This is a genomic window from Bradyrhizobium sp. ORS 375 (genome assembly GCF_000239775.1).
Lineage (GTDB): Bacteria > Pseudomonadota > Alphaproteobacteria > Rhizobiales > Xanthobacteraceae > Bradyrhizobium.
Map to the genome: position 1 here is coordinate 1 of NZ_CAFI01000007.1, position 24986 is coordinate 24986.

The following is a 24986-nucleotide window of genomic DNA, read 5'->3' on the forward strand; positions in this document are numbered from 1 at the left end:
CCTCGGCCGGATCGCCGCCCCGCTCGCGAAAGGGGAACACGGCGAGCAGGCCGTCGCCCATGAACTTCAGAACCTCGCCGCCTTGCTCGCGGATCGGCTCCACCTGGCAGTCGAAATAGTGGTTGAGGATCTCGACCACGTCCTCAGCCGGCAGGCGATCGGACAACGGCGTGAAGCCGCGCAGATCGGACAGCCAGATCGCCGCATCCATGCTGTCGGTGTGGCCGCGGCGGATCTGGCCGCCCAGAATGCGCTCGCCGGCGCTGTTGCCGACATAAGTATCGAGCAGCATCGAGGCCGTCCGCCGCAGCGTGACGATCTCGGTGTAGCGCGCCAGCGCCGGCATCAGCGAGCGGATCGCGTTCAGATCCGCGTCGCTGAAGCCCTCGGGAGATTTGGTGGTCCAGCTCGAGGCGTGGACCGCACGGTCGATGAAGGTCAAAGGCAGAGTCACGTAGTCGGTGACGCCTTCGGCGCGCAGATCCATCAGGATCGGAAACCGCTCAGCTTCGGAACCGCGCGGATCGGCCCTGAACTCGGCCCCCTGCTCGAACACGCGCGCAAGCGGACTGTCCTTGTAAACTGGCGTGCTCTCGAAGCCGAAATCGACCGCGCCCATCTCGACCTCGCCTCCCTGGCGCCAGATGAAGCTGCGGCCGGCGATGTCCGGATGCAGGGTGCGGACGAACACGCCGACACGCCACAGCGGGATGCCGAGCTCCAGCAATCGCGTGCAGCAGTCGGCCATCATCTCGCTCGGCGTCGTCGCGGAGCGCGCGCCGTCGACCAGCCACTCCTTGATGTCCTGCAGCTTGGAGATGTCCATGGCCGACCTTAGGCGAGCCGCGTGACAACAGCAAACACGGGGCGCCGAATGCTATCCCAACGCCTAACCGACCTGGCCGCGATGGCGCAGCAGATGATCGGCGAGCACGCAGGCCATCATCGCCTCGCCCACCGGCACGGCGCGGATGCCGACGCAGGGATCGTGACGGCCCTTGGTCAGGATCTCCGTCTCATGGCCGGCGCGATCCACGGTCTGGCGTGGCGTCAGGATCGACGAGGTCGGCTTGACCGCGAAGCGCACCACGATCGGCTGCCCGGTGGCGATGCCGCCGAGGATGCCGCCGGCGTTGTTGGAGAGGAAACGTGTGCCGTCATTCGCCGAGCGCATCTCGTCGGCATTCTCCTCGCCGGTGAGCTCAGCCGCACTGAAGCCGGCGCCGATCTCGACGCCCTTCACCGCGTTGATGCTCATCATGGCCGCCGCGAGATCGGCATCGAGCTTGCCGTAAAGCGGCGCGCCCAATCCAGCCGGCACGCCTTCGGCGATGATCTCCAGCACCGCGCCGATCGACGAGCCGGACTTTCGGATGCCGTCGAGATAGTCCTCGAAGAACGCCGCCTTGTCCTTGTCCGGGCAGAAGAACGGGTTGCGCGCGATCTCGTCCCAGTCCCACTTCTCGCGGTCGATCTTATGCGGGCCCATCTGCACCAATGCGCCGCGGACCTTCACGCCGGCGATGACTTTGCGTGCGATCGCACCGGCCGCGACGCGGGTGGCAGTCTCGCGGGCCGACGAGCGGCCGCCGCCGCGATAATCGCGCAGGCCGTATTTGGCCTCATAGGTGAAGTCGGCATGGCCGGGGCGGAACTTGTCCTTGATCTCGGAATAGTCCTTCGAGCGCTGGTCGGTGTTCTCGATCAGAAGCGCGATCGGCGTGCCAGTGGTGACCTGCGCTCCGGTGTCGGGATCGGCCATGACGCCGGAGAGGATCTTCGCCTGGTCCGGCTCCTGGCGCTGCGTGGTGAAGCGCGACTGGCCGGGCCGGCGGCGGTCGAGATCGGTCTGGATCTCCGCGGCTTCGAGCGGGATGCGCGGCGGACAGCCGTCGACCACGCAGCCGATGGCCACGCCATGGCTCTCGCCGAAGGTGGTGACGCGGAACATGTGGCCGAAGGTGTTGAAGGACATGAGGTGCGAGCCGCCGAGGTGGACTGTGAACGCCTACGTTGATTGTCAACGTGGTATCCCGGCAGGCGCAGGGGGTCAAACCAAGGCCGCCGTCATTCCGGGGCGATGCGCAGCATCGAACCCGGAATCTGGAGCTTGTCGGACTCATCTCGAGATTCCGGGTTCAGCCCTGCGGGCTGCCCCGGAATGACGAGGCCAGCGATCAGCTGAACTTCTCGAACCCGTTCTCGCCGAACACATACACCGCGCCCTGCTGGATCGGCAGGTCGACGGCATGGCTCGGCGTGGCGAAGCCGAGCGCGACCATCAGCGCGCGTGCGGTGCCGCCATGGGCGACCGCCACGATATCGCCGGTCAGCCCATCATACCAGTCGCGCACCCGGCTTTCGACATCGGCATAGGTCTCGCCGCCCTCCGGCGCCAGCGTCCATTTCTCGGTCAGGCGCTTGGCGTAGAACACGGGATCGGCGGCCTGCATCTCCGGCAAGGTCGCGCCTTCCCACTTGCCGTAGCCGATCTCGCGCAGCCGCATGTCGAGGCCGTAGTCGGCCACCGGCAGCTTCAGGGTCTGGCGTACCAACTCCATCGTGGCGCGGGCGCGGATCAACGGGCTCGCGACGTAAGGCAGGCGCGTCACGGCATGGCCGTTGCGTCCGACCAGCTCACCGAGGATGGTACCGGCCTGAACCGCCTGCTCGCGCCCGCGCGCGTTCAGCGGGATGTCCTGCGTGCCCTGCAGCCGACCGAGCGCATTCCATTCCGTCTCGCCGTGGCGGATGTAGTAGATCGTAGGCCGGGGCATTGGCGCGCTGCGTTAGTCCTTGGCGCCGACGGAATTGCTGAGCGAGATGTCGGGCGCCTCCGGCCGCTTCATGCCGACGACGTGATAGCCGGAATCGACGTGATGCACCTCGCCTGTGACGCCGCGCGACAGGTCGGACAAGAGATACAGCGCGCTGTCGCCGACCTCCTCGATGGTCACGGTCCGGCGCAGCGGCGCGTTGTACTCGTTCCACTTCAGGATATAGCGGAAATCGCCGATGCCCGACGCAGCCAGCGTCTTGATCGGACCGGCCGAGATCGCGTTGACGCGGATGTTCTTCTCGCCGAGGTCGGCGGCGAGGTAGCGGACGCTGGCTTCCAGCGCGGCCTTGGCGACGCCCATCACGTTGTAGTGCGGCATCCACTTCTCGGCGCCGTAATAGGTCAAGGTGATGATCGAGCCGCCGTCGGTCATCAGCTTCTCTGCGCGCTGCGCGATCGCGGTCAGCGAGTAGCAGCTGATCAGCATGCTCTTGGAGAAATTGTCCTGCGTGGTCTCGATGTAGCGGCCATCGAGCTGGTCCTTGTCGGAGAAGGCGATGGCGTGGACCACGAAATCGATCTTGCCCCACTTCTCCGAGAGCACGTCGAACACCGCGTCGATGGTCGCGGGATCAGTCACGTCGCAATGGCCGAGGACAAGGCCGCCGAGCTCGGCGGCCAGCGGCTCCACCCGCTTCTTCAGCGCGTCGCCCTGGTAGGTCAATGCGATCTCCGCGCCGGCCGCGCGCGCGGCCTTGGCGATGCCCCAGGCGATCGAGCGGTTGTTGGCCACGCCGAGGACGACCCCGCGCTTGCCCTGCATCAAACCTGAAATCTGCGCCATGCGGCTTCCCATCGAACCGATTATTAAGGACTGGACGTACACCACCGGTCTGGCCCGGTACAGCCCCATTCCGCCCGCTCTGTGGCAAACTCCAGGCCGGGTTTTCCGGGGGCGGAATAGGTCTGTGATCACGGGGTTATGGTCTCTGCAAGGCGCGGTTGCGGCCCGCGCCTTCGGGACAGAAGGGCACGGCCGCAGGACAGCCCATGAGCGCGTTTCGCCAGAGCGTCGAGGCCATGATCCCGGCACTGCGCCGCTATGCCCGCGCCCTGGCGCGCGACCTGGATGCGGCCGACGATCTGGTCCAGGACACGCTGGTGCGGGCGCTGCGCTCGGAGCGGCTGTTCCTCGGCGGAGATATCCGGAGTTGGCTGTACACGATCCTGACCAATCTGAATAAGAACCGGCGGCGGTCGCTGGCGCGGCGGCCGCACTTCATGCCGCTGCAGGACGACAATCCCGACGCCAGCGGCACCGAGGCCGAAGGCCGCGATATCGAACGCGCACTCGCCGCTCTGGTGGAGGAGCAACGTGCCGTGCTGCTGCTCGTGGTGCTCGAGGGCATGAGCTACCGCGAGGTCGCCGACATCCAGGGTGTCCCGATCGGAACGGTGATGTCGCGGCTCGCCCGCGCCCGCGCCCATGTCCGCGCCGTGCTCGAAGGCGAGCGCCCGGCGCTGAGGAGAGTGAAATGACCCGACGATCGACCGCACAAAAACCGTGCTGCCGCGCTCGCCTGACCACGGCAGGGACGACCGCGCCGATGCGCGGCCGCTCGACTGCAACGAGACCCAGATGATGACCGAGCCGACCATTCCCGTCACCGAGGACGAGCTTCACGCCTATGTCGACAATGAGCTGCCGGCGGAGCGCCGCAGCGATGTCGAGCGCTGGCTCGCGACGCATCCGGCCGAGGCCGAGCGGGTCGAATCGTGGCGCAGCATGGCCGAGGCCCTGCATGCCCGTTATGATTCGGTCGTCAATGAACCGGTGCCATCGCGGCTGGATCTCGACCGGCTCGATCGTCGTCCCAGGCGCTGGATCATCGGCGCGATGGCGGCGAGCGTCGTTGCGTTTGCGGTCGGCGGCGCAGTCGGCTGGATCGCGCATGGCGCCGCGACATCACCCTCCCTGCTGCAGAGCCTGACCGGCGAGGCGCTCGATGCGCATCGGCTCTACGTCGTCGAGGTGCGGCATCCCGTCGAGGTTCCCGGCGAGGAGAAGGCCCATCTGCAGCAATGGCTGACGCGCCGCTGCGGCCGCACCGTGCAGGCGCCGGAGCTCGAGACCACAGGGCTGAAGCTCGTCGGCGGCCGCCTGCTGCCGGGACCGACCGGACCGGCCTCGTTCCTGATGTACGAGAGCGCCTCGGGCGAGCGCTTCACCGTGTACGCGACCAAGGTGGGGATCGAGGCGGCGCAGATGCGCTACACGGCGCAGGGCAATACCTCCGCGCTGTCCTGGGCGGACCGCGGCGTCAGCTACGTCGTCAGCGGCAGCAGCGACCGGACGCGTCTCACACAGGTTGCGCGCCTTGTTTATGACCAGTCCGAACGCGGGGGCGGCTAGCGCCACATCACGCTTCGATGGCGGCCGCGATGTGCGGCCTGGCGAATCCCGCCATCCGCAGAAGCGGTTGCCAGGCGCCCGCAAACCAGGCATCGGCGTATCGCGCCGCACGCTCGACATCAGCCGGGCACACGCCAAGGTGGACGCCGCAATTCCGTCACCGAAAATCTGGAATCATGGCACCGGCGCGTCTCAATATCGCACCAAATACTCACGAAAAAATGACGAGTGTTCGATCCGCCGATCGACACGGAAGCGGCCTCGATCGGGGTTTTGTACCGCGCTGGTCCCCCTTTCGAGGCCGCACTTTTTTCCGAAGTCTCGCCAGGTTTTGTCCATCCAGCAGGATGGACTGCATTAATGATCGAAAATCGGCTCGCCGGTCTTCGTCATGGCCGGGCTTGTCCCGGCCATCCACGTCGGCCCGCACCCTGGGATAGGCGTGGATGCCCGGGACAAGCCCGGGCATGACGGAGCTAACAGCCGGCAGGGTCGTTCGTTACGACAGGTTGCTGCGCGGATTGTACGGGTGCTTGTCGCGCCATTTGGTCATCAGCGCTTCGAGCTCGGCGTCGTTGCCGTCGGGCAGCACGATCTTCGTCGTGATGAACAGATCGCCGGCCGAGCCGTCGCTCTTGGGCAGGCCCTTGCCCTTCAGCCGGAAGGTGCGGCCGCTCGACGTGTTCTTCGGGATCGACAGCTCGACCGCGCTGCCGAGCGTCGGCGCGCGCACCTTGGCGCCGAGCACCGCTTCGTACAGCGTGATCGGCAGATCGAGCCTGACGTCGCTGCCCTCGACCTTGAAGAACGGATGCGGCGCGATCTGGATGGTGATCAGCAGGTCGCCGGGCCGATGTCCCGGCGCGCTCTCGCCCTGCCCTTTCAGCCGGATCTGCTGGCCGGCGGTCACGCCGGGCGGAACCTTGACGTTGAGCTCCTTGCCCGAGGGCAGGCGCACGCGCTTCTCGCCGCCTTTCACGGACTCCTCGAGCGTCACCGACATCGCAACCTTCAGGTCGAGATCGACGCCGACGCCGCCGGTGTCGAACTCGAACGGGCTGCCGCCGCCGCGGCCGCCACGGGCCGAGCCGCCGAACATGCTGTTGAGAATGTCCTCAAAGCCGCCACCGCCGCCGAAGCCGCCACCAGGCCCGCCGCCGCTGCGGAAGGTGTAGTTCTCGAAGCCGCCGCCGGGACCGCCCCTTCCGGCGCCGCCGCCAGGAAAGCCCTGGAAGCGCGGCTTGCCGTCGGCATCGATCTCCCCGCGATCGAACTGCTTCCGCTTCTCCTCGTCGCCCAGGATCTCGTTGGCCGAATTGATCTCGGCGAACCTGGCCGATGCCTTCGGGTCATCCTTGTTGCTGTCGGGATGATGCTTCTTGGCGAGCTTGCGATAGGCGCTCTTGATGGCCGCAGCGCTGGCGCTTCGCGGCACCCCCAAGACCTCATAGGGGTCGCGCATCCGTCACGTCTCCTTACAGAAAGTCAGATACTAACCTATGGGCTCCCCGCCCGCTTTGCATTTCATCTGGGGAGTCCGTTGTATTTTTGCAACGGGTTCGGAGCGATCCCGCTAGCTTTGCTGCCAGGGTTTGAGCGTCTGGATGTCCCAGCGTCCCCGCTCGATCCGGCAGGCCGACCCCTGCAGCCACCGTTCGGTCTTGCCGTTGACGTAGCTCGCCAGGAAATCCCGGCACATGCGGCCATTCTCGCCGGTATACGTCTTGGCGATCGGGGTCACCGAGCCGCGGGCGCCGGTCTGCGGGTTCTGCCAGGGCTGGCTGGAATCCTTGGTGCCCTTCGTCAGCACGTCGGAGGCGGCGTTTCGGGCGAAAGCCAGATCGGCCTCGGTGGGCTCGCGTTCGGGCGCCGGGCTGACCGTGCCGGTGATCTCCGCGTCCTCCATCTTGGCGAACGCCGTCTCGGGACGCGACAGGCTGCAGCCGCCGCCCGACAGGCCGATTAGAATGAGTGTCAAAGCGGTGCCGGCATGACCGATCGCGGATAGGCCAAGCCGGACCGATGCCCTATATAGGGCCGGACCAGACTCGACTTGCACGCGCTTGGCCGCGGGTGAACGCAAAACTCGGACTCCCCATACACATGACCGACCCCACGAGCATCAAACACCAGACAACCTTAACATCCGGTACATCGGCTGATTTTACCCAGGCCGGCGAGCCGTTTGCGCTGTTTGCCGAGTGGTTCGCGGAGGCCACCAAGAGCGAGCCGAACGATCCGAATGCGATGGCGCTCTCGACCGTCGACGCGGACGGGTTGCCGGATGTGCGCATGGTGCTGATGAAGGGCTATGACGCGGACGGCTTCGTGTTCTACAGCCACAAGGCCAGCCAGAAGGGCCAGGAGCTCGCCGCCAATCCGAAGGCCGCGCTGCTGTTTCACTGGAAGTCGCTGCGCCGGCAGGTGCGCATCCGCGGCCTGGTGACGCCGGTGACCGACGAGGAAGCCGACGCCTATTTCGCGAGCCGGCCGAAGCAGGCGCAGCTCGGCGCCTGGGCCAGCAAGCAGTCGCAGCCGCTGGAGAGCCGCTTCGCCTTCGAGCAGGCAATCGCCAAGGTCGCCGCGCAATACATCATCGGCGAGGTGCCGCGGCCGCCGGGCTGGAGCGGCTGGCGCATCACGCCCGTTCGCATGGAGTTCTGGCACGACCGGCCCTTCCGGCTGCACGATCGCATCGAATTCCGCCGCGACGCCGCCGGGCAGCCGTGGGCAAAGGTGCGGATGTATCCGTAAGCGACGGCGAGGCTCTGTTGGGCCTCATCGTGGACTATCGCTCGACAGCGTTCGACATCGGTGCGCAGGAAACGCGCACCGAACATGCAACCCTTGTGGTAAGCTGATCCCTCGTGGATCGGGAGAAATATCTCATCATGCCGACCTCCTCCAACCAGCCGCGGCGCACGATGCTGCTGACCGGCGCCAGCCGCGGCATCGGTCATGCCACCGTGATCCGGTTCTCCTCGGCCGGCTGGCGCGTCATCACCTGCTCGCGGCATCCCTTCCCGGAGGAGTGCCCCTGGGGCGCAGGCCCTGAGGATCACATCCAGGTCGACCTCGCCGATCCCCAGGATACGCTGCGCGCGATCGAGGAGATCAAGCAGCGCATGGATAGCGGCGAGTTGCATGCGCTGGTCAACAACGCCGCGATCTCGCCGAAGGGATCGGGCGGCGCGCGGCTCGGCACTGTCGATACCGATCTCGACACCTGGAATCAGGTCTTCCGCGTCAACTTCTTCGCGCCGATCATGATGGCGCGCGGCCTGATCAAGGAGCTGAAGGCGGCCAAGGGATCGGTCGTCAACGTCACCTCGATCGCCGGCTCGCGCGTGCATCCGTTCGCGGGCGCCGCCTATGCGACCTCCAAGGCGGCGCTCGCCGCGCTGACCCGGGAAATGGCCTCGGATTTCGGCCGCGTCGGCGTGCGCGTCAACTCGATCGCGCCGGGCGAGATCGACACCTCGATCCTGTCCCCGGGCACCGAGAAGATCGTGCAGGAGCAGATCCCGATGCAGCGGCTCGGCACCCCCGACGAGGTCGCGAAGATCATCTACGTGCTGTGCACGGAGACCAGCTCCTACGTGAACGGCGCCGAGATCCACATCAACGGCGGCCAGCACGTGTGAAGGCAGCAGCGGGAGACCGGTTCGCCTCCGCAGATTGGTTCACACCGACTTGCGCGGTTCGACGAGTCACGGGCTACTCGCCAAGCCGCAGTTAACGCCGTCTGCAGAGATTGGCGCGGTCATGCAAGTGAAGGCGGCCAATGTGCTGAACGAGGAGCGACGTAAGGCTGTGGTTTCGGGTCAGGTCTTCGCTTTATCCACACCACGTCAGCTGACTGCCACGGCGCTCTCCGCGCACTCCGCTGTTGTCCCGGCGAACGCCGGGGCCCGTACGCCTCAGCAGATGTGGGGAACGAAGGGCTTAGTCACGGCCGGCTTGGGCCGCTACTACGGCCTGTGGCTATGGGTCCCGGCGTTCGCCGGGACGACAGCTTGGGTGATGCAGGCAGCCGGGCAGAATTCGAGCATTGTGAGCGTTCAACAAGAACGCCGGTTCAGCCTTCGCACACCAGGCCGCGCAGGATCTGCGCGGCGCGCCAGCGCAGGCGGGCGGATTCGACGTTGAGGGCGCTGGAGCAGTCATCCTCGCGCTCGTCGTCGTCGAGCTCGGCGCCGCAATAGCTGCAGGTTCGCGGCGACAGCGCATGGGCCACGACGATGTCGGCCCGGCCACGCTGATAGCTGGCGAGATCGACCACGTTGTTCGATGCCGTTATGCGTTTCTCAACCATTGCCGCCTCTTGGCCCCGGGCGCGGTCAACGCGCCTCCAGCTTCGCCTTGCATGCCATGCGCCGATGCGCCTGCTTTTCGTCATGCTCACGAGCTGAGTTATCGCAGAGAAGTTTCGATCAAACGTTCAGTGTTCCCGTCAAATTTTACCTGAGGAATTGAGGCGCCTTTGCAGCGGCCCTGCGGCGGACCTAATAAGTCATTTCAGGCATGCATCTGCTGTGTCGACTGAAGTGCATAACGACATACCAGCGACCAGGTTTTCGATGAACGAACATGCCTGCGGCTGCTAGCAAGCTCGCCCGCGTGAGGCTTGGCCCAGCGCATCGCAGCGAATACCGGCGTTCTCGCATCGACGCCAGACCAGCGCAGCCGCCGGTTCAATGCAGCTCGGCTACAGCCACTTCTTCAGCTTGAAGATGTAGTACGGAACGATCGCAGCAATCAGCATCAGGACGAGCGCCATCGGATAGCCATGCGTCCATTCGAGCTCCGGCATGAACTTGAAGTTCATGCCGTAGATCGACGCGATCAGCGTGGGCGGCATCAGCACGACAGCCATGACGGAGAACAGCTTGATGATGTTGTTCTGCTCGAGATTGACGACGCCGAGCATCGCATCGAGCACGAAGGTGATCTTGCTGGCGAGATAGGAGGCGTGATCGGTCAGCGAGGCGACGTCACGCTGCATGGTCTTGAGTTGCTCGCGCATGTCCTTCGACCATTTCACGCCTTCGACCACCGCCGACAGGAAGGTCACGAGACGGCCGATCGAAACCAGGCTCTCGCGGACCTTCGAGGTCAGATCGCCCTTCCGGCCGATTGCGATCAGGATCTGCGAATACTGCTTGGCGTGGCCGTGCCGCTCGTTGTTGGGCTCGAAGATCTCGTGGCTGACCTGGTCGATGTCGGCGCCGACCTTCTCCAGGATGTCGGCGCAACGATCGATCACCGCATCGAGCAGCTCCATCAGCACCATCTCGCCGGTGATGCCCGGCGCGCAGCTGCGGGCGAGCTTGGCCTCGACCACCGCGAACGGCCGCGGCTGGTCGTAGCGCACGGTGACCAGGCGGTGACCGGCGAGGATGAACGTCACCGCCGTCGTGCGGGGCATGTCGGTGTCCGAGTGGCACATCAAGGTCGCCGTCATGTAGCGGGCGCCGTTCTCGATGTAGAGCCGGCTGGAGATCTCGATCTCCTGCATGTCCTCGCGCGTCGGCACCGCGATCCCGGCGAGCTGTTCGACAGCCCGATCCTCGGCGTTGCTCGGGTTGACCAGGTCGACCCAGACCGCATTGTCCGGCAGGGCTGCGGGATCGGTGACGGCCGCCTTTTTGAGCGAGGACTCGGACGGGACGAACACCGAGAACATGAACAGGGACTCCGAATCGCGAAAGGTGGTTTCGGGGGGCTTAGCGGCGGGATGCTGCCGCCTTGTGACGCAGCTTGCCGGCAGGGTCCATCGGCTTTTCATGCCGGCGGCCCTTCACTCCGTCTTCAACGCCGCGAGGCGCTGAACCGTGCCCTTTGAACCACAGCTGTGGATGATGGGTCGAAATTTTGCGGCAAAAAAGCAACAATGAGGGCGCTGCAGCGTGACTTGTGCGTGTATCGGCTGGAATCGGGATCGATTTTGACGATAATGGGACACGTGGAATCGCGCTGCAGTGGCGCGGCCGTACCATTGCAACGTCAGCTGTCAATTGGAAATTGGTGACATGTCGCTGAAGGTGAAACTCGGACTCCTGGCCGCCGGCCTGATGCTGTCGGGCTGCATGCAGGCCACGACCTATGAGGCGACCAACGCCCAGGCCTTCAAGCCGAAGGACAAGGAGCTTCTCGCCAAGATCCGCTACACCAACACGCCCGTGGCCGAGCCCTTCCGGCGTGCCATCGTCGAGTATCATCGCAAGGAGGCGCCGGGCTCGATCGTCGTCGATTCCGACAGCCACTACCTCTATTACGTGCTCGATGGCGGCAAGGCGATTCGCTACGGCATCACCGTCGGCGAAGAGGCGATGGCTTGGTCGGGCATCGCCAAGGTCGGCGCCATGACCGAGTGGCCGGCCTGGCACCCGACCAAGAGCGAGATCGAGCGCCTGGGCGTGCCGACCTTCGTGGCGGCGGGTCCGGACAATCCGATGGGCTCGCGCGCGATGTACCTCTATGCCAACGGCAAGGACACGCTGTTCCGCATCCACGGCACCAACCAGCCGGAATATATCGGCGCCTCGATTTCGTCGGGCTGTATCCGTCTGACCAATGAGGATGCGATCGACCTCTACAACCGGGTCAAGGTCGGCACCATCGTCGTCGTGCTGGATCCGAAGAAGGGCGATTCGCCCTACAAGCCGCAGATGGCCCTGGGCGGCGGCACTTACGCGGCGATGCAATAAGCGTCCGCGGCCAACGGAATCAAAAGCCGAGAAACGCGTTTATCACCTTCTCCAAAGGCGCCGGTCATTCGGCGCCTTTTTTGTTTTGGTCGGGGCAGCGCGGGCCTGGCAGCAGCCATCGTGATCCGCGCACGCGCGAGCGGAGACGTTCAGGTCCGGCTCACGCGGCCGTCTGTCGGTCCGGCTCAAGACCTCGTTCTGTGCTTCTTCTTGCTGCTCTTGGCCGGCGCTGGCTGCGGTGTCGGCGGCGGCGTGGCCGGCTCCGTCTCGTCGGCCTCGGCGTCGGCGTCACCAGAATCAGGCTCGGCCGGCGCAGCATGTGGCGCTCCCGTGTCCGCGGCGTGCCCTGCCCCCGGACGCCCCGCGCCCTTGCCCCCCTTGCCTGCCTTACCCGCCTTGTCCTCATCGTCGGCCTCCGCCGTCTCGCGCGGCGGCGCCTCGTCCGGACGCATCGCCGGCATCAAGGGCGCGATCTTCGGCAGGGGATCGAGCACGTCCCACTGGCAGATGCGGTAGTTGCTGCGCCGCTCGGCGAGATCCAGGTGAATATGATCCTCGTGATACCAGTCGCTGTCCGGGCCCAGCACGGTCGCAAACTGCGTGCAGACCGAATGCAGCACCGCCTCGCGCAGATCGCGCGGCTGGGTGCGATCGGTCAGCTCGATCATGCGGCCATCGGCCAGCTTGAAGCCGCGCACGTCGAGCGCATTGGCGCGGCCGTGCTCCGACATCTGCGCGCCGGCGATGTTGTTGCGGCCGCGGCACTGGTACGAATCATAATTGTCGAGCGCCGCGATCGGGCTGCCGAGGCGTGCCGCAAGCGGCGCCAGATCGCCACGCACCCAATTGGCGACCGCGGTGGCCATCGTGCAGCGCATCGTCGCCGCCGGCGTCAGCGCCACGCGCCGCTTGTCCGGCAACACCACCGCCTCCAGCCGCACCAGATCGTCGCCGCCGCAGGCGCCCGGCCCCTTGATCGGCGGGATCGAGGGCGCGATCGCGATGTCCTCGGTGAGCGCCATGCGGCAGGCCGAGATCTGCGGCGCCGGCGGCGTCTTCGCCTCCTTTGCGCCATCCTTGGTCACGCCGTCTTTGGCCTGCTCCGGACCTTCGTCCTTGGCGCCGTCTTTCGCGGTCTCTTTGGCCTGCTCGCGGGAGACGGACTGCGGCGCCGTCTCCGGACGCGGCCGCGGCAGCGGCACGGCGGCCAGCGGAGACCCTGGCCGCACCGCCGGCGCTGGCCCGCTGTGCTCATGGCCATGGCCAGCGTCCCGCGACCGCGCGGCTGCCGGTGGGACGGTCATGACCCAGCTCAAGGCGAGCGCCGCCACGGCCGCGCTAACCATCGAGCCCGGCGCGACGCCGTGGCCGTCACAAGGCCATTTGCGCCCGCTGCGGCGCGCGCTAAAACTCACGAAACCGACCAAAAGACCCTCGCTGTCGAAAAGCGAATACCACCCGGAGGAACGACCTGATGCTTGGTTTGATGCAAGACTGGCCCCTGCTTTGCCACCGGATCATCGAGCATGCAGCGACAATTCACGGCTCCCAGGAGGTCGTGACCCGCTCGGTCGAAGGTCCCATCGTTCGCACCACCTATCGGCAAATCCACGACCGCGCCCTCAAGGTCTCCCAGCGACTGACCCGCGACGGCATCAAGCTCGGCGACCGCGTCGCCACCATTGCCTGGAATACCGGCCGCCATCTCGAGGTCTGGTACGGCATTATGGGAATCGGCGCGATCTGTCACACGGTCAATCCGCGCCTCTTCCCCGAGCAGATCGGCTGGATCATCAACCACGCCCAGGACCGGATCGTCATCACCGATCTCACCTTCGTGCCGCTGCTCGAGAAGCTCGCCGACAAGCTGCCGAGCGTCGAGCGGTACGTGGTGCTGACCGACGCGGCGCACATGCCGCAGACCACGCTGAAGAACGCGATGGCCTACGAATCGTGGATCGGCGAGGCCGACGGCGATTTCGCCTGGGGCACGTTCGACGAGAACACCGCCGCGGCGATGTGCTACACGTCCGGCACCACGGGCGATCCCAAGGGTGTGCTGTATTCGCATCGCTCCAACGTGCTGCATGCGTTGATGGCCAACAACCGCGACTCGCTGGGAACATCAGCGGCAGACACAATGCTTCCGGTGGTCCCGCTGTTCCATGCCAACAGCTGGGGCATCGCATTCTCCGCGCCCTCGATGGGTACCAAGCTGGTGATGCCCGGCCCCAAGCTCGACGGCGCCTCGGTCTATGAGCTGCTCGACACCGAGAAAGTGACCTACACCGCCGGCGTGCCGACGGTCTGGCTGATGCTGCTGCAGCACATGCAAGCGCACAAGCTCACGCTGCCGCATCTGAAGATGGTGGTGTGCGGCGGCTCGGCGATGCCGCGCTCGATGATCCAGGCGTTCCTCGACATGGGCATCGGCGTGCGCCACGCCTGGGGCATGACCGAGATGAGCCCGATCGGCACGCTCGCCACCCTGAAGCCTCCCTTCCTCGCCGCCGAGGGCGACGCCAAGCTCGACATCCTGCAGACCCAGGGCTTCCCGCCGTTCGGCGTCGAGATGAAGATCACCGATGATGCCGGCGCCAAGCTGCCGTGGGACGGCAAGACCTTCGGCCGCCTCAAGGTGTCCGGTCCCGCCGTGTCGAAGGCGTACTACAAGGTCGACAACAAGATCCTCGACGAGGAAGGCTTCTTCGACACCGGCGACGTCGCAACCGTCGATGCCCACGGCTTCATGCGCATCACCGACCGCTCCAAGGATGTCATCAAGTCGGGCGGTGAGTGGATCTCGTCGATCGATCTGGAGAACCTCGCGGTCGGTCATCCCGCCGTTGCGGAAGCAGCCGTGATCGGCGTCTATCATCCGAAGTGGGATGAGCGGCCGCTGCTGATCGTTCAGCTCAAGCAGGGTCAGACGGCGACCCGCGAGGACATCCTGAAGTTCATGGAAGGCAAGATCGCGAAGTGGTGGATGCCCGATGACGTCGCCTTCGTCGACGGCATTCCGCACACCGCGACCGGCAAGATCCTCAAGACGGCGCTGCGCGAGCAGTTCAAAGCCTATCGCTTCCCCAACGCGGCGGCGTAACAGCCACTCCCGCTCTGCGCGTGATCCACGGCCCCTGCGCCCCCGCAGGGGCCGTTTGCGTTCCCGGCAAAAAGTTCCAGCGCCGCGGTCTCGACCATAGGCGAATAGGAAACCCGACCGGCTCGTTCCTAAGGTTCGCCACCAAAAAAACGAGGGAACGCCACCATGCGATATCCAACGCGTCTGCTGCCCTGGCTGTTAGGAGCCTCACTCGTCGCCACAGCCGCTCACGCCGCCGGCAACAAGGTCGTGATCGGCGACATCGACGACATGTCGGGGCTGTATGCCGACGTGATCGGCCCGGGCGGGGTCGAGGCTGCCAAGATGGCGATCGAGGATTTCGGCGGCAGCGTGCTCGGCAACAAGATCGAGTTCATGGAGACCGACCATCAGAACAAGCCCGATGTCGGCGCCCAGAAGTTTCGCGAATGGGCCGATCGCGACGGCGTCACCATGATCCTCGGCGGCTCCAACACCGGCGTCAGCCTCGCGATGGCCAATGCCGCGAAGGAGAAGAAGATCCCGTTCATCGCGATCGGCGCGGCGGGCGCCTCGCTCACCGGCAAGGACTGCACGCCCTACACCGTCCACTACGCCTACGACACCACCTCGCTCGCCAACGGCACCGCCAAGACCATAGTCAGCCAGGGCGGCAAGAGCTGGTTCTTCCTGACCGCGGACTACGCCTTCGGCACCCAGCTGCAGGAGGCGGCGTCGAAGGTGGTCGAGGCCAATGGCGGCAAGGTTGTCGGCGCAGTGCGTGTGCCGCTGTCCACCTCCGACTTCTCCAGCTATCTGCTGCAGGCGCAGAGCTCGGGCGCGCAGGTTCTGGGACTTGCCAATGCCGGCAATGACTTCACCAACTCGATCAAGGCCGCCGATGAATTCGGCATCGCCAAGACGATGAAGCCTGCCGCGCTGCTGGCCTTCATCAGCGACATCCACAGTCTCGGCCTGAAGACCGCCCAGGGGCTCTATTTGACCACCGGCTGGTATTGGGATCTCAACGACAAAACCCGCGCCTTCGCCAAGCGCTATTACGAGAAGACCAAGCGCGAGCCGACCATGAACCAGGCCGCCTACTACTCGGCGACGCTGACCTATCTCAACGCCGTCAAGGCGGCCGGCACCACCGAGTCCGACAAGGTCATGGACCAGCTGCGCAAGATGAAGATCAACGACATGTTCACGCCCGACGGCAAGATCCGCGCCGACGGCCTGATGGAGCACGAGATGTACATCATGCAGGTCAAGAAGCCGGAGGAATCGAAGTACCCGTGGGACTACTACAAGGTGGTCCAGACCATGTCGGGCGAGGAAGCGTTCGGCAAGCTCGCCGACTCCGCCTGTCCGCTGGCGCACGGGCACTGAAGCCACACGCTGCGGCTGCGGTCAGGTTTCGACCTCGCCCGCAGCCCGCTGCGGCGGTCTCGGAGCCCCGGCACGGGCGCACAATCGACGAAACCGCGCCACGGCCGGCGTGACTGGCCACGGCGCGGGACCAAGGCGCAGACTCCGCTTGAATTTGGCCGGGGCTCATGGTCTCAAGCGAGATCATCCGCCCCGGCTCCCGGGGCCGCCCAACCCCGGCAGTTCCTGACACGATGGCTCGCAGGTTTCACGCCCCCTATCTGTCGGAGCCGACCTCCAGCCTGGCGACCTGGACCCGCAATCTGGCGGTATTCTCGGTCGTCGCCGTGCTGGTTTCGATCCTGATCCTGCGCTTCGACTTCCTGGAGATGAAGCCGGCGCTGGCGACTTTTTTCGGCGCGCTCGGGCTCGCCGTGCTGTCGATCCTGCTCGGGCTCGCCGCCTTCGTCGCGATCTGGCACAATGGCAGCCGCGGCATGAGCCGGGTCCTGCTCGCCTTCATGATCGACGCCGTCGTGCTGGCCTATCCTGGCTATCTCGCGCTCCAGAACCGCAAGCTCCCCAAGATCTACGACATTACCACCGATCCGGTCGATCCACCGCGCTTCGAGGCGCTGGCGCCGCTGCGCAATGGCGACGGCACCAACACCGCGGCCTATGCTGGCCTGTATTCGTGGGAGCAGCAGCGGACATTCTATCCGGACATCGAGCCGGTGCAGGTCGAGCTGCCGCCGGATCGCGCCTATGCCGTCGCGCTGAAGCTGGTCAACCGCCGCAAATGGTTCGTGGTCGACGAGCGGGCGCCGCAGCCGCCGCGCCGCGAGGGCCGCATCGAGGCCGTGGCGCGGACGCCGATCATGGGCTTCCGCGAGGACATCTCGATCCGCATCAAGCCGGACGGCGACGAGTCCCGGATCGACGTCCGCTCCGCCTCGCGCTATTCCGCCTCGCCCTATTTCGACTCCGATCTCGGCAGCAACGCCGCGCGCGTCAACAAGCTGCTCGAGGACCTGTCGAACGCGACCGAAGCCGAAGCCCAGAAGCCGGTGAAGAAGGTCACACCGCCGCCCGTGGCGAAGGGCAATGCGAACGCGAAGACTGTGAAGAAGTAGGACCGGGACGAACCGGTTTCCACCGCGCCCCTTCCGCGATGTGTCCCGCCACTTCGCTGCTCCCGCGTCGCTACGCCAGCCGGTAGGTGCCGCCGATCACCGGATCGCCCTCCGTCGCCACGATGCCGCGGGCGACGAGGTCTTCCAGATGCGCCAGCACGGAATAGCCGGCGGCCGTAGTGAGCCGCGGATCGATGCCGATATAGATCGCGCGCACCATGGTCGGGATATCGGCCTCGCCCTTGGCGAGGCGGTGCAGGATCGAGGCCTCCCGCGCCTGACGATGACGCATCAGGAAGCGCGTATAGCGCGGGCCCTCGGTAATCTCGGGGCCATGGCCTGAGAGATACAGCTCCTCAGGGCGCGCGGCGAGCCGCTCCAGCGACGCCATGTAGTCGACCATCGAGCCATCCGGCGGCGCGACGATCGAGGTCGCCCAGCCCATCACGTGGTCGCCGACGAAGGTCGTGCTGCGCTCGCCCCAGGCGAAGGCGAGATGGTTGGCGGTATGACCCGGCGTCGCGACGGCCTGCAGCCGCCAGCCCTGCCCCTCGATGACGTCGCCGTCAGCCACGGCGACATCGGGCGCGAAGTCGCGGTCGACACCGGATTCCGGGCTGTGCTTTTCGCTCTCGTAACGCGGGCGCGACGCGCGATGCGGGCCTTCGGCATAGACGGTCGCGCCGGTCGCGGCTTTCAGTCGGCCGGTGTTCGGCGAGTGGTCGCGGTGGGTGTGCGTGACCAGGATGTGCGTCACGGTCTCGCCGCGCACCGCGTCCAACAGCGCCTGCGCGTGCGCCTCGTTGTCCGGACCGGGATCGATGATTGCAACGTTGCCGCGGCCGATGATGTAGCTGACGGTGCCGGTGAAGGTGAACGGGCTGGGATTGTTGCAGAGGACACGGCGAATGTCCGGGCGCACCTCGTCGACGACGCCCGCAGCCAGCGGGAAGTTGCGGTTGAACGGAACGTCGTCCTCGGCCATCTGCTGCCCTTACTTTCCACAGGCACGTGAATGGCCTGCTTCCTCCGCCGTCATGCCCCGCGCAGGCGGGGCATCCAGTACTCCGTGGCATCTCGGCTGATCACAGTCGTCTCGGCGTACTGGATCGTCCGCCTTCGCGGACGATGGCAGTTGAGGACTCAAGGCCCGTCCCCGAGAACGATCCGACGGACTAGAAGAACGCCTGAATGCCCGTGATCGCGCGGCCGAGGATCAGGGCGTGGACGTCGTGCGTGCCTTCATAGGTGTTGACCGTCTCGAGGTTGGAGACGTGGCGCATCACCTGGTACTCGATCTGGATGCCGTTGCCGCCGTGCATGTCACGCGACACGCGCGCAATGTCCAGCGCCTTGCCGCAATTGTTGCGCTTGACGATCGAGATCATCTCCGGCGCCATCTTGCCCTCGTCCATGAGACGACCGACGCGCAGCGAGGCCTGCAGGCCGAGCGCGATCTCGGTCTCCATGTCGGCGAGCTTCTTCTGCACCAGCTGGGTGGCGGCAAGGGGACGGCCGAACTGCTTGCGGTCCAGCGTGTACTGGCGGGCGCGTTGCATGCAGTCCTCGGCAGCGCCGAGCACGCCCCAGGAGATGCCATAACGGGCGCGGTTCAGGCAGCCGAACGGGCCCTTCAGACCTGAGACGTTGGGCAGCAGCGCATCTTCCGGCACCACGACGCCGTCCATCACCACCTCGCCGGTGATCGAGGCGCGAAGGGAGAGCTTGCCGCCGATCTTCGGCGCCGACAGGCCCTTCATGCCCTTCTCGAGGATGAAGCCGCGGATCTGGTTGTCATGCGCGGCCGACTTGGCCCACACCACGAACACGTCGGCGATCGGCGCATTCGAGATCCACATCTTGCTGCCGGTCAGGCGATAGCCGTCGGCAACCTTTTCCGCACGGGTCTTCATGCCGGCGGGATCGGAGCCGGCGTCCGGCTCGGTCAGGCCGAAACAGCCGACCCACTCGCCGCTGGCGAGCTTCGGCAGGTACTTCTTGCGCTGGTTCTCGTCGCCATAGGCGTAGATCGGATACATCACCAGCGAGGACTGCACCGAGTTCATCGAGCGATAGCCGGAATCGACGCGCTCGATCTCGCGCGCGACGAGGCCGTAGGCGACGTAGCTCGCATTGGCGCAGCCATATTCCTCGGGGAGCGTGATGCCGATCAGGCCGAGCTCGCCCATCTCGTTGAAGATCTCGCGGTCGGTCTTCTCCTCGAGATAGGCCTTGGTCACGCGCGGCAGCAGCTTGTCCTGGGCATAGGCGCGCGCGGTGTCACGCACCATGCGCTCGTCTTCGGTCAGCTGCTCGTCCAGCAGGAAGGGATCGTCCCACTGGAAGCTCGACTGGGCCGGCTTGTCCTTTGCCTGAGGGCGCGCGCTCATGAATGGTCCTTTCGCGTCTCGCTGCGCACTGGTCGCAGCCTCTAGAGGTTAAATCCTGGGAGTTCAGCCTTCAAGCCGCTCGTTGGCGACGATCTCGATGCCGAACCCCGACAGGCCCTTGTAGTCATGGGCCGATGACGTCAGGTTCCGGATCGACGTCACGCCAAGATCTCGCAGGATCTGCGCACCGACGCCGACCTCGCGCCACTGACGATGGCGATCGGCCTCCGCGGTATGCGGCTCCGCGACCGGCTCGACCGGAACGCCGGCCGCGCCGTCGCGCAGATAGATCAGCACACCGCGGCCGGCCTGCTTGAAGTGCTGCAGCACCGCTTGAATACGCTGCGGACCCGCAATCAGATCCTTCACGATGTTGGGCTTGTGCAATCGCGTCAGCACGTTCCTGCCGTCGCCGATACCGTTGTAGACGAATGCGGCGTGGGTGATCGGATCGAACGGCGAGCGATAGGCGAAGCCCTGCAGCGGCCCGATCGGGCTCTCGGTCGTGAAGGTCGACACGCGCTCGATCAGCTTCTCGCGCGCCTGCCGGTAGGAGATCAGGTCGGCGATCGTGACGTGCCTGAGATTGTGGGCGGCGGCGAAGCGGACGACCTGCTCGCCCTTCATCACCGTGCCGTCGTCGTTCATCAACTCCGAGATGACGCCGACCGGCGGCAGCCCCGAGAGCTTGCAGAGATCGACGGCCGCCTCGGTATGGCCCGAGCGCAGCAGCACGCCGCCATCGCGCGCGATCAGCGGGAAGATATGGCCGGGTCGCGCGAAATCATTCGCCCCCGCATTGGGATTGGCGAGCGCACGACAGCAGGAGGCGCGCTCCTCGGCGGAGATGCCGGTGCCGCCGTCCGGCTTGTAGTCGATCGAGACCGTGAACGCCGTGGTGTGGTTGGAATCATTGTGCGCGACCATCGGGTCGAGCCGCAGCCGCCGCGCGTCGTCGGCCGTGATGGGCGCGCAGACGATGCCGGAGGTGTGGCGGATGATGAACGCCATCTTATCCGGCGTGCAGAGCGAGGCAGCGACGATCAGATCGCCTTCCCCCTCGCGATCGTCATCGTCGGTCACGACGACCATCTCGCCCTTGGCGAAGGCGTGCAGAACTTCCTGGATCGAGTCGGCCATTGCAAGTCTCGCTGCTTTTCCGGGGCTGCTTTAACCGGGATCGCGCGCGCGCGCCAGAGCAGCGGAACCGCCGTCGGAAAGGTCGCCTTCCCCGGAAAAGAGCCTGTCCCGCGAGGACAAGCGCCCTGGTATCTGTTTAAAGTCGCGTCAAATCCAGAACAAGGGAGCCGCGCCTCATGGCCGCATTCGATTTTGCACCGCTCCTCGGCCCCGGGCTGCCCGCGCCAGCCGCACGGTGGACGGGATTGGCCAGATACAGCTTCGTCGGAGGCAACAACGATGCCGACGCCGTGCCGGTCGACGATCTGCGTGCGGCCGCGGACGCCGTGCTCGCCCGCGAAGGCCGCGCGCTCGCGACCTACGGCCTGGCTCACGGGCCGCAGGGTTATCGGCCGTTGCGGGACTTCCTTGCCGCCAAGCTGACCCGTGATGCCGGAATGTCGGCGCGCGCCGACGACATCATGATCCTCTCCGGCTCGCTGCAGGGGCTGGACCTCGTCAACCAGGCCCTGCTCGCGCCGGGCGACTGCGTGCTGGTCGAGCAGGACAATTACCAGGGCACGCTGACACGGCTGGCACGGATCGGAGTCAAGCCGATCGGCATTCCGCTCGACCGGGACGGCATGCGAACGGATGTGCTGGCGACGGTGCTGGCCGATCTCAAGGATCGGGGCATCCGGCCGAAATATATCTATACCATCCCGACCGTCCAGAACCCGACCGGCACCATCTTGCCCGAGAACCGGCGCGCCGAGCTGTTGTGGCTGTCCCGAGCCTATGGCGTGCCGGTGTTCGAGGACGATTGCTACGCCGACCTGATCTGGGACGGCAAGCGCCCGCGCGCGATCCACGGCATGTCCGACCATGGCGGCGTGATCCACCTCGGCTCGTTCTCCAAATCGGTCGCGCCGGCGCTGCGGGTCGGCTTTCTGGTCGCGCCATGGAGCATCATGTCGGTTCTGCTGGCGCTGAAGACCGATGCCGGCTCCGGCGCGCTCGAGCAGATGGTGCTGGCCGAATATTGCAAGCCGCATTTCGCGACCCACGTGCCGCAGCTGGTCCGAGGCCTTCGCGCCAAGCTGGACACGCTGATCGAGGCGCTCGACGCCGAGTTCGGGACATCAGCCGAGTTCGAAGCACCGAAGGGCGGCATCTTCCTCTGGGTCAAGCTGCCGGACCAGGTCGACGCGATCAAGCTGTCACAGGCTGCGCTGAAGCGCGGCGTCTCGATCAATCCGGGTCCGGAATGGTCGACCGACGCCGCGCACGCGCGCAGCCGTCTGCGGCTATGCTTCGCCAGCCCCTCGCATCAGGAGATCCGCGAGGGCATCGCGGTGCTCGCCGAGGTCTGCCGCGAGGAGTTCGGCGTGCCCCGGCGCTCCGCCAATGTCGAGCGCAGCAGCGCGGTCGAATGACCGCGCGGCTCACCGCACCGAGAATGGCGACTGATACGGCCGCCCGAACGGCACGCCGTTGATCACGGTCTGCATCGGCTTCAGCTGCAGCTTGCCGTCCCGCTTGTTGCCGCGCGTATCGACGAACGTGACGGGCCCCTCGACGAGATCCACGATCGCGAGGTCGGCCGGCGCGCCGACCTGCAGCGTGCCGAGCTTCGGCGTCCGGCCGATGATCTTGGCCGGCGCCGAGGTTGCCATGCTCACGACCTGATCCAGCGAAAATCCCATCGCCAGGAACTTGCTCATGACATTCGGCAGGAACGGCATGCCCGGCGTGTTGCCCGAGAACACATGGATGTCCGAGGAGATCGTATCCGGGCTGCAGCCGCCCGGGATCGCCACCTCCGCGACGGTGTAGTCGAAGCTGCCGCCGCCATGGCCGACGTCGAACAGCACGCCGCGCTGCTTGGCGGCAAGCGCCGCCGGCAGCAGCTTGCCGTCCTGCACGATGTTGGTGAAGGCGCCGCCGATGTTCGGCGCGCCTGAATAGGCGTGAGTGAGGATATCACCGGGCCGCAGCAGGTCGAGGATCTGCGACATCAGCTCGCCGGTCTCGACGCCGCCGATATGCACCATCATCCGCGCCGGCCAGCCGCAGAGCTCGCACGCCTTGATGCCGCGCTTCAACGGCTCCAGACCGTGCTTGAAGATCACGTTCTCCGACATCCGCACCTTGACGCCGAGCAGGAAATCCGGGTTCTCGGCGAGCGCCATGGCGCAGGCGTCCACTTGCGCGTTGTCGATGTTATAGAGCTCGGCGACCGGGAAGGCCGACAGGCCGTTATTGGCGATGTGCACGAACGCGTAGATGCGCGCCCGCGACTGGCCGACGATGAAGCGACGCAGCGCGGCGAGATTATTCACGCCGGCGTCGCCGGCCGAGACGACCGTCGTCGTACCCTGGAATTGGACCAGCTCATCCGGCGGGATCCCGATCGCCGAGCCATAGGGGTAGACGTGACTGTGGAGGTCGATCAGACCCGGCATCACCAGCCGGCCGGCGGCGTCGATCGACCGCAGCGCCTTCTCCGCCGGAATTTCGAGCTCGATGGCTTCGACGACGCCCCAGCGGATGCCGATGTCACGCTTGCCGCGCAAGGCTTGGCTGGGATCGATGACGTCGCCGCCCTTGATCACCAGGTCGAACTTGTCAGCTGGCCCCATCGCGGCACCAGCAGGACCCGCGATGGCCGCCATTGCGGCAGCTCCGGACGACAACAGGAATTTGCGGCGCGATAGCGCGGACATGCTCGGCCTCCCCCAATAGCCTTGTTTGTAGTTGTCGCCAGCATGCGCCTTGACCGCCGGGCCAGCAAGGCCGGCCGGGAAAGAATGAGACTTTGTGCCAACCATCGGCGCTCAGGTCCGTCGTTGCGCCCCTGACGCAGTGCATTAAGATGGCGCGGCAGTCAGCTCTGCGAGACCGTATGCCCTCGATCTCCCGCCCTCTCCTCGCGATCCTGCTCTACGCATCAGCGTTCGTCTCTGCCGCTGCCGCGGACGAGACCGTCGACATCGCTCGAGGCTGGGGCCTGATCGGGACCTGGGCCGCCGACTGCAGCGCACCACCGGTGAAAGGCCGCGGCGCCATCATCTCCTACGAGGTCACACCGGACGGTAATCTGATCTATCGCCGCGACCATGATCCGTCCGACGTGAACGCGGTGGCAAACGCGCGCATCGAGCCGGACCAGACCCTGGTGCTGTCGATCGTGCTCCCCAAAGCGCGCCAGACGCGGGAGAACGGAATCACCAGGACGGCCGACGGCAGCATCCGCTCGTTGTTCAATCGCGGCGAGGATGACAGCTACACCATTCGCGACGGCCGCTTCGTCGCCAATGGCAAGCCGACGCCGGTGCTTCGGAAGTGCGACTGACGATACACTGCGGCTTCCACTGCAGCTTGCCACGCGCGGCAAACACCAAATCTGAACGTGCATTCAGCAACTTCGCAGAAGTTCCTGCGGAACGTTCTGTCACACTTCAAGTTGACCTCGCGCAATTCAGCCTGGAGGACAACATGAAGAAGATCGCTCTTGCCCTTGCTTCCCTGACTGCCATCGCACTCGCGGCGCCGTCGATTGCCAACGCCGAGACGGTGGTGATCAAGCGCGGCGGCCATCACTATCATCACGGTTGGGAACGCCATCATGGCTGGGATCGCTCCCGCGCCGAGTACCGGATGCATCGTGACTGGCGGCCCTATCACCGTCACCACGACCGCACCGTGATCATCAAGCACCGCTACTGATCTGCAGCGCAGAGATGGAAATGGCCCCGCGAGGGGCCATTTTTCTGCGATCAGTCCGAGCGAGTGGTCAGCGATCCCAATCCGGCGCGAAGCCGGGGTTCACGAAGCGTTTGTCCTTGGGCAGCCCGGCGATGGTCGCGTGGTCCTCATCATCCAGTTGAAGCTTCATCGCGTCCCAGTTCGCCTGCTGGCTCTCCGGACGCGCGGCCTTCGGAATGGCGGCCACCCCATCCTGATCCAACAGCCACTTGAGGGCGACC

The 24986-nt window shown here is 65.8% G+C and carries 24 protein-coding genes; 11 read left to right on the forward strand and 13 right to left on the reverse strand.

Going from position 1 to position 24986, the window contains the following annotated elements:
- The 4 genes from BRAO375_RS00635 to fabI form a co-directional block, all read right to left on the reverse strand.
- The coding region (locus tag BRAO375_RS00635) for an adenylate/guanylate cyclase domain-containing protein (RefSeq protein ID WP_035638220.1) at positions 1-826 on the reverse strand (826 nt) is incomplete at its 3' end.
- A gap of 63 nt (positions 827-889) precedes the next feature.
- Entirely contained in the window at positions 890-1975 is a 1086-nt protein-coding gene (aroC, locus tag BRAO375_RS00640; protein ID WP_009025506.1) for a chorismate synthase, read from the reverse strand.
- Between the two features lie 202 nt (positions 1976-2177).
- Positions 2178-2777, reverse strand: a complete 600-nt coding sequence (locus BRAO375_RS00645) for a histidine phosphatase family protein (protein WP_009025507.1) — start codon at positions 2775-2777, stop codon at positions 2178-2180.
- A gap of 12 nt (positions 2778-2789) precedes the next feature.
- The gene (gene fabI / locus BRAO375_RS00650) at positions 2790-3623 is read right to left on the reverse strand and encodes an enoyl-ACP reductase FabI (RefSeq protein WP_009025508.1); all 834 of its coding nucleotides are present in this window, start codon (positions 3621-3623) and stop codon (positions 2790-2792) included.
- 206 nt (positions 3624-3829) lie between these two features.
- Between fabI and BRAO375_RS00655 the strand changes: the two genes are divergently transcribed.
- A complete protein-coding gene (locus tag BRAO375_RS00655) occupies positions 3830-4318 on the forward strand; it encodes a sigma-70 family RNA polymerase sigma factor (RefSeq protein WP_009025509.1) in 489 nt (162 codons plus the stop codon).
- A 100-nt stretch (positions 4319-4418) separates the two neighbouring features.
- Positions 4419-5192 (forward strand): anti-sigma factor family protein, encoded by a 774-nt coding sequence (locus BRAO375_RS00660; RefSeq protein ID WP_009025510.1) that lies wholly within the window; start codon positions 4419-4421, stop codon positions 5190-5192.
- Positions 5193-5691: 499 nt separating this feature from the next.
- Here the strand turns inward: BRAO375_RS00660 and BRAO375_RS00665 are convergent, their stop codons facing one another.
- Positions 5692-6654, reverse strand: a complete 963-nt coding sequence (locus tag BRAO375_RS00665; RefSeq protein WP_009025511.1) for a DnaJ C-terminal domain-containing protein — start codon at positions 6652-6654, stop codon at positions 5692-5694.
- Between the two features lie 111 nt (positions 6655-6765).
- Positions 6766-7170: an RT0821/Lpp0805 family surface protein gene (locus BRAO375_RS00670; RefSeq protein WP_009025512.1), complete on the reverse strand. Its 405-nt coding sequence runs from the start codon at positions 7168-7170 to the stop codon at positions 6766-6768.
- A gap of 125 nt (positions 7171-7295) precedes the next feature.
- Here BRAO375_RS00670 and pdxH point away from each other — a divergent pair, with 125 nt between their 5' ends.
- Both pdxH and BRAO375_RS00680 read left to right on the forward strand, forming a co-directional pair.
- Positions 7296-7946: a pyridoxamine 5'-phosphate oxidase gene (gene pdxH / locus BRAO375_RS00675; protein ID WP_009025513.1), complete on the forward strand. Its 651-nt coding sequence runs from the start codon at positions 7296-7298 to the stop codon at positions 7944-7946.
- A gap of 137 nt (positions 7947-8083) precedes the next feature.
- On the forward strand, positions 8084-8836 hold the full coding sequence (locus BRAO375_RS00680) for an SDR family NAD(P)-dependent oxidoreductase (protein ID WP_035638230.1): 753 nt from the start codon (positions 8084-8086) through the stop codon (positions 8834-8836).
- Between the two features lie 434 nt (positions 8837-9270).
- On the opposite strand, the gene BRAO375_RS00685 is transcribed toward BRAO375_RS00680, so the two are convergent.
- Together BRAO375_RS00685 and BRAO375_RS00690 are read right to left on the reverse strand one after the other, a co-directional pair.
- Positions 9271-9507: a hypothetical protein gene (locus BRAO375_RS00685; RefSeq protein WP_035638223.1), complete on the reverse strand. Its 237-nt coding sequence runs from the start codon at positions 9505-9507 to the stop codon at positions 9271-9273.
- Positions 9508-9900: 393 nt separating this feature from the next.
- Positions 9901-10878, reverse strand: a complete 978-nt coding sequence (locus BRAO375_RS00690) for a magnesium transporter CorA family protein (RefSeq protein ID WP_009025516.1) — start codon at positions 10876-10878, stop codon at positions 9901-9903.
- 346 nt (positions 10879-11224) lie between these two features.
- Between BRAO375_RS00690 and BRAO375_RS00695 the strand changes: the two genes are divergently transcribed.
- Positions 11225-11902 (forward strand): L,D-transpeptidase, encoded by a 678-nt coding sequence (locus BRAO375_RS00695; RefSeq protein ID WP_009025517.1) that lies wholly within the window; start codon positions 11225-11227, stop codon positions 11900-11902.
- A gap of 185 nt (positions 11903-12087) precedes the next feature.
- On the opposite strand, the gene BRAO375_RS00700 is transcribed toward BRAO375_RS00695, so the two are convergent.
- Positions 12088-13248, reverse strand: coding sequence for an extensin family protein (locus tag BRAO375_RS00700; protein WP_009025518.1), 1161 nt, complete (start codon positions 13246-13248; stop codon positions 12088-12090).
- Positions 13249-13376: 128 nt separating this feature from the next.
- Between BRAO375_RS00700 and BRAO375_RS00705 the strand changes: the two genes are divergently transcribed.
- From BRAO375_RS00705 to BRAO375_RS00715, 3 genes are all read left to right on the forward strand, one after another.
- Positions 13377-15005 carry a fatty-acid--CoA ligase gene (locus BRAO375_RS00705; protein ID WP_009025519.1) on the forward strand — a complete coding sequence of 543 codons (1629 nt, stop codon included), beginning with the start codon at positions 13377-13379 and terminating at the stop codon, positions 15003-15005.
- A 165-nt stretch (positions 15006-15170) separates the two neighbouring features.
- Positions 15171-16376: an ABC transporter substrate-binding protein gene (locus tag BRAO375_RS00710; RefSeq protein WP_009025520.1), complete on the forward strand. Its 1206-nt coding sequence runs from the start codon at positions 15171-15173 to the stop codon at positions 16374-16376.
- A 233-nt stretch (positions 16377-16609) separates the two neighbouring features.
- On the forward strand, positions 16610-17488 hold the full coding sequence (locus tag BRAO375_RS00715) for a DUF1499 domain-containing protein (protein ID WP_009025521.1): 879 nt from the start codon (positions 16610-16612) through the stop codon (positions 17486-17488).
- A gap of 70 nt (positions 17489-17558) precedes the next feature.
- On the opposite strand, the gene BRAO375_RS00720 is transcribed toward BRAO375_RS00715, so the two are convergent.
- The 3 genes from BRAO375_RS00720 to ribB form a co-directional block, all read right to left on the reverse strand.
- Positions 17559-18473 (reverse strand): MBL fold metallo-hydrolase, encoded by a 915-nt coding sequence (locus BRAO375_RS00720; RefSeq protein WP_009025522.1) that lies wholly within the window; start codon positions 18471-18473, stop codon positions 17559-17561.
- Between the two features lie 190 nt (positions 18474-18663).
- Positions 18664-19878, reverse strand: coding sequence for an acyl-CoA dehydrogenase (locus BRAO375_RS00725; protein ID WP_009025523.1), 1215 nt, complete (start codon positions 19876-19878; stop codon positions 18664-18666).
- A gap of 63 nt (positions 19879-19941) precedes the next feature.
- On the reverse strand, positions 19942-21018 hold the full coding sequence (gene ribB / locus BRAO375_RS00730) for a 3,4-dihydroxy-2-butanone-4-phosphate synthase (protein WP_009025524.1): 1077 nt from the start codon (positions 21016-21018) through the stop codon (positions 19942-19944).
- A 176-nt stretch (positions 21019-21194) separates the two neighbouring features.
- On the opposite strand from ribB, the gene BRAO375_RS00735 reads away from it, so the two are divergent.
- Positions 21195-22433, forward strand: a complete 1239-nt coding sequence (locus BRAO375_RS00735) for an aminotransferase-like domain-containing protein (RefSeq protein ID WP_009025525.1) — start codon at positions 21195-21197, stop codon at positions 22431-22433.
- A gap of 9 nt (positions 22434-22442) precedes the next feature.
- Here the strand turns inward: BRAO375_RS00735 and BRAO375_RS00740 are convergent, their stop codons facing one another.
- Complete coding sequence (locus BRAO375_RS00740) at positions 22443-23723, reverse strand: amidohydrolase family protein (protein WP_009025526.1); 1281 nt, start codon at positions 23721-23723, stop codon at positions 22443-22445.
- A 179-nt stretch (positions 23724-23902) separates the two neighbouring features.
- On the opposite strand from BRAO375_RS00740, the gene BRAO375_RS00745 reads away from it, so the two are divergent.
- Both BRAO375_RS00745 and BRAO375_RS00750 read left to right on the forward strand, forming a co-directional pair.
- Positions 23903-24352, forward strand: coding sequence for a hypothetical protein (locus BRAO375_RS00745; protein ID WP_009025527.1), 450 nt, complete (start codon positions 23903-23905; stop codon positions 24350-24352).
- A gap of 143 nt (positions 24353-24495) precedes the next feature.
- Positions 24496-24726 carry a hypothetical protein gene (locus BRAO375_RS00750; protein WP_009025528.1) on the forward strand — a complete coding sequence of 77 codons (231 nt, stop codon included), beginning with the start codon at positions 24496-24498 and terminating at the stop codon, positions 24724-24726.
- Positions 24727-24986 lie beyond the last annotated feature (260 nt).

Bases quoted from the DNA above. Each gene is read 5' to 3' on its own strand.
- pdxH (WP_009025513.1), top strand. From the start codon at position 7,296: ATGACCGACCCCACGAGCATCAAACACCAGACAACCTTAACATCCGGT.
- BRAO375_RS00740 (WP_009025526.1), bottom strand. From the start codon at position 23,723: ATGTCCGCGCTATCGCGCCGCAAATTCCTGTTGTCGTCCGGAGCTGCC.
- BRAO375_RS00750 (WP_009025528.1), top strand. From the start codon at position 24,496: ATGAAGAAGATCGCTCTTGCCCTTGCTTCCCTGACTGCCATCGCACTC.
- ribB (WP_009025524.1), bottom strand. From the start codon at position 21,018: ATGGCCGACTCGATCCAGGAAGTTCTGCACGCCTTCGCCAAGGGCGAG.
- aroC (WP_009025506.1), bottom strand. From the start codon at position 1,975: ATGTCCTTCAACACCTTCGGCCACATGTTCCGCGTCACCACCTTCGGC.
- fabI (WP_009025508.1), bottom strand. From the start codon at position 3,623: ATGGCGCAGATTTCAGGTTTGATGCAGGGCAAGCGCGGGGTCGTCCTC.
- BRAO375_RS00715 (WP_009025521.1), top strand. From the start codon at position 16,610: ATGGCTCGCAGGTTTCACGCCCCCTATCTGTCGGAGCCGACCTCCAGC.
- BRAO375_RS00725 (WP_009025523.1), bottom strand. From the start codon at position 19,878: ATGAGCGCGCGCCCTCAGGCAAAGGACAAGCCGGCCCAGTCGAGCTTC.
- BRAO375_RS00680 (WP_035638230.1), top strand. From the start codon at position 8,084: ATGCCGACCTCCTCCAACCAGCCGCGGCGCACGATGCTGCTGACCGGC.
- BRAO375_RS00745 (WP_009025527.1), top strand. From the start codon at position 23,903: ATGCCCTCGATCTCCCGCCCTCTCCTCGCGATCCTGCTCTACGCATCA.
- BRAO375_RS00660 (WP_009025510.1), top strand. From the start codon at position 4,419: ATGATGACCGAGCCGACCATTCCCGTCACCGAGGACGAGCTTCACGCC.
- BRAO375_RS00735 (WP_009025525.1), top strand. From the start codon at position 21,195: ATGGCCGCATTCGATTTTGCACCGCTCCTCGGCCCCGGGCTGCCCGCG.
- BRAO375_RS00665 (WP_009025511.1), bottom strand. From the start codon at position 6,654: ATGCGCGACCCCTATGAGGTCTTGGGGGTGCCGCGAAGCGCCAGCGCT.
- BRAO375_RS00655 (WP_009025509.1), top strand. From the start codon at position 3,830: ATGAGCGCGTTTCGCCAGAGCGTCGAGGCCATGATCCCGGCACTGCGC.
- BRAO375_RS00720 (WP_009025522.1), bottom strand. From the start codon at position 18,473: ATGGCCGAGGACGACGTTCCGTTCAACCGCAACTTCCCGCTGGCTGCG.
- BRAO375_RS00700 (WP_009025518.1), bottom strand. From the start codon at position 13,248: ATGGTTAGCGCGGCCGTGGCGGCGCTCGCCTTGAGCTGGGTCATGACC.
- BRAO375_RS00685 (WP_035638223.1), bottom strand. From the start codon at position 9,507: ATGGTTGAGAAACGCATAACGGCATCGAACAACGTGGTCGATCTCGCC.
- BRAO375_RS00710 (WP_009025520.1), top strand. From the start codon at position 15,171: ATGCGATATCCAACGCGTCTGCTGCCCTGGCTGTTAGGAGCCTCACTC.
- BRAO375_RS00690 (WP_009025516.1), bottom strand. From the start codon at position 10,878: ATGTTCTCGGTGTTCGTCCCGTCCGAGTCCTCGCTCAAAAAGGCGGCC.
- BRAO375_RS00705 (WP_009025519.1), top strand. From the start codon at position 13,377: ATGCTTGGTTTGATGCAAGACTGGCCCCTGCTTTGCCACCGGATCATC.
- BRAO375_RS00645 (WP_009025507.1), bottom strand. From the start codon at position 2,777: ATGCCCCGGCCTACGATCTACTACATCCGCCACGGCGAGACGGAATGG.
- BRAO375_RS00695 (WP_009025517.1), top strand. From the start codon at position 11,225: ATGTCGCTGAAGGTGAAACTCGGACTCCTGGCCGCCGGCCTGATGCTG.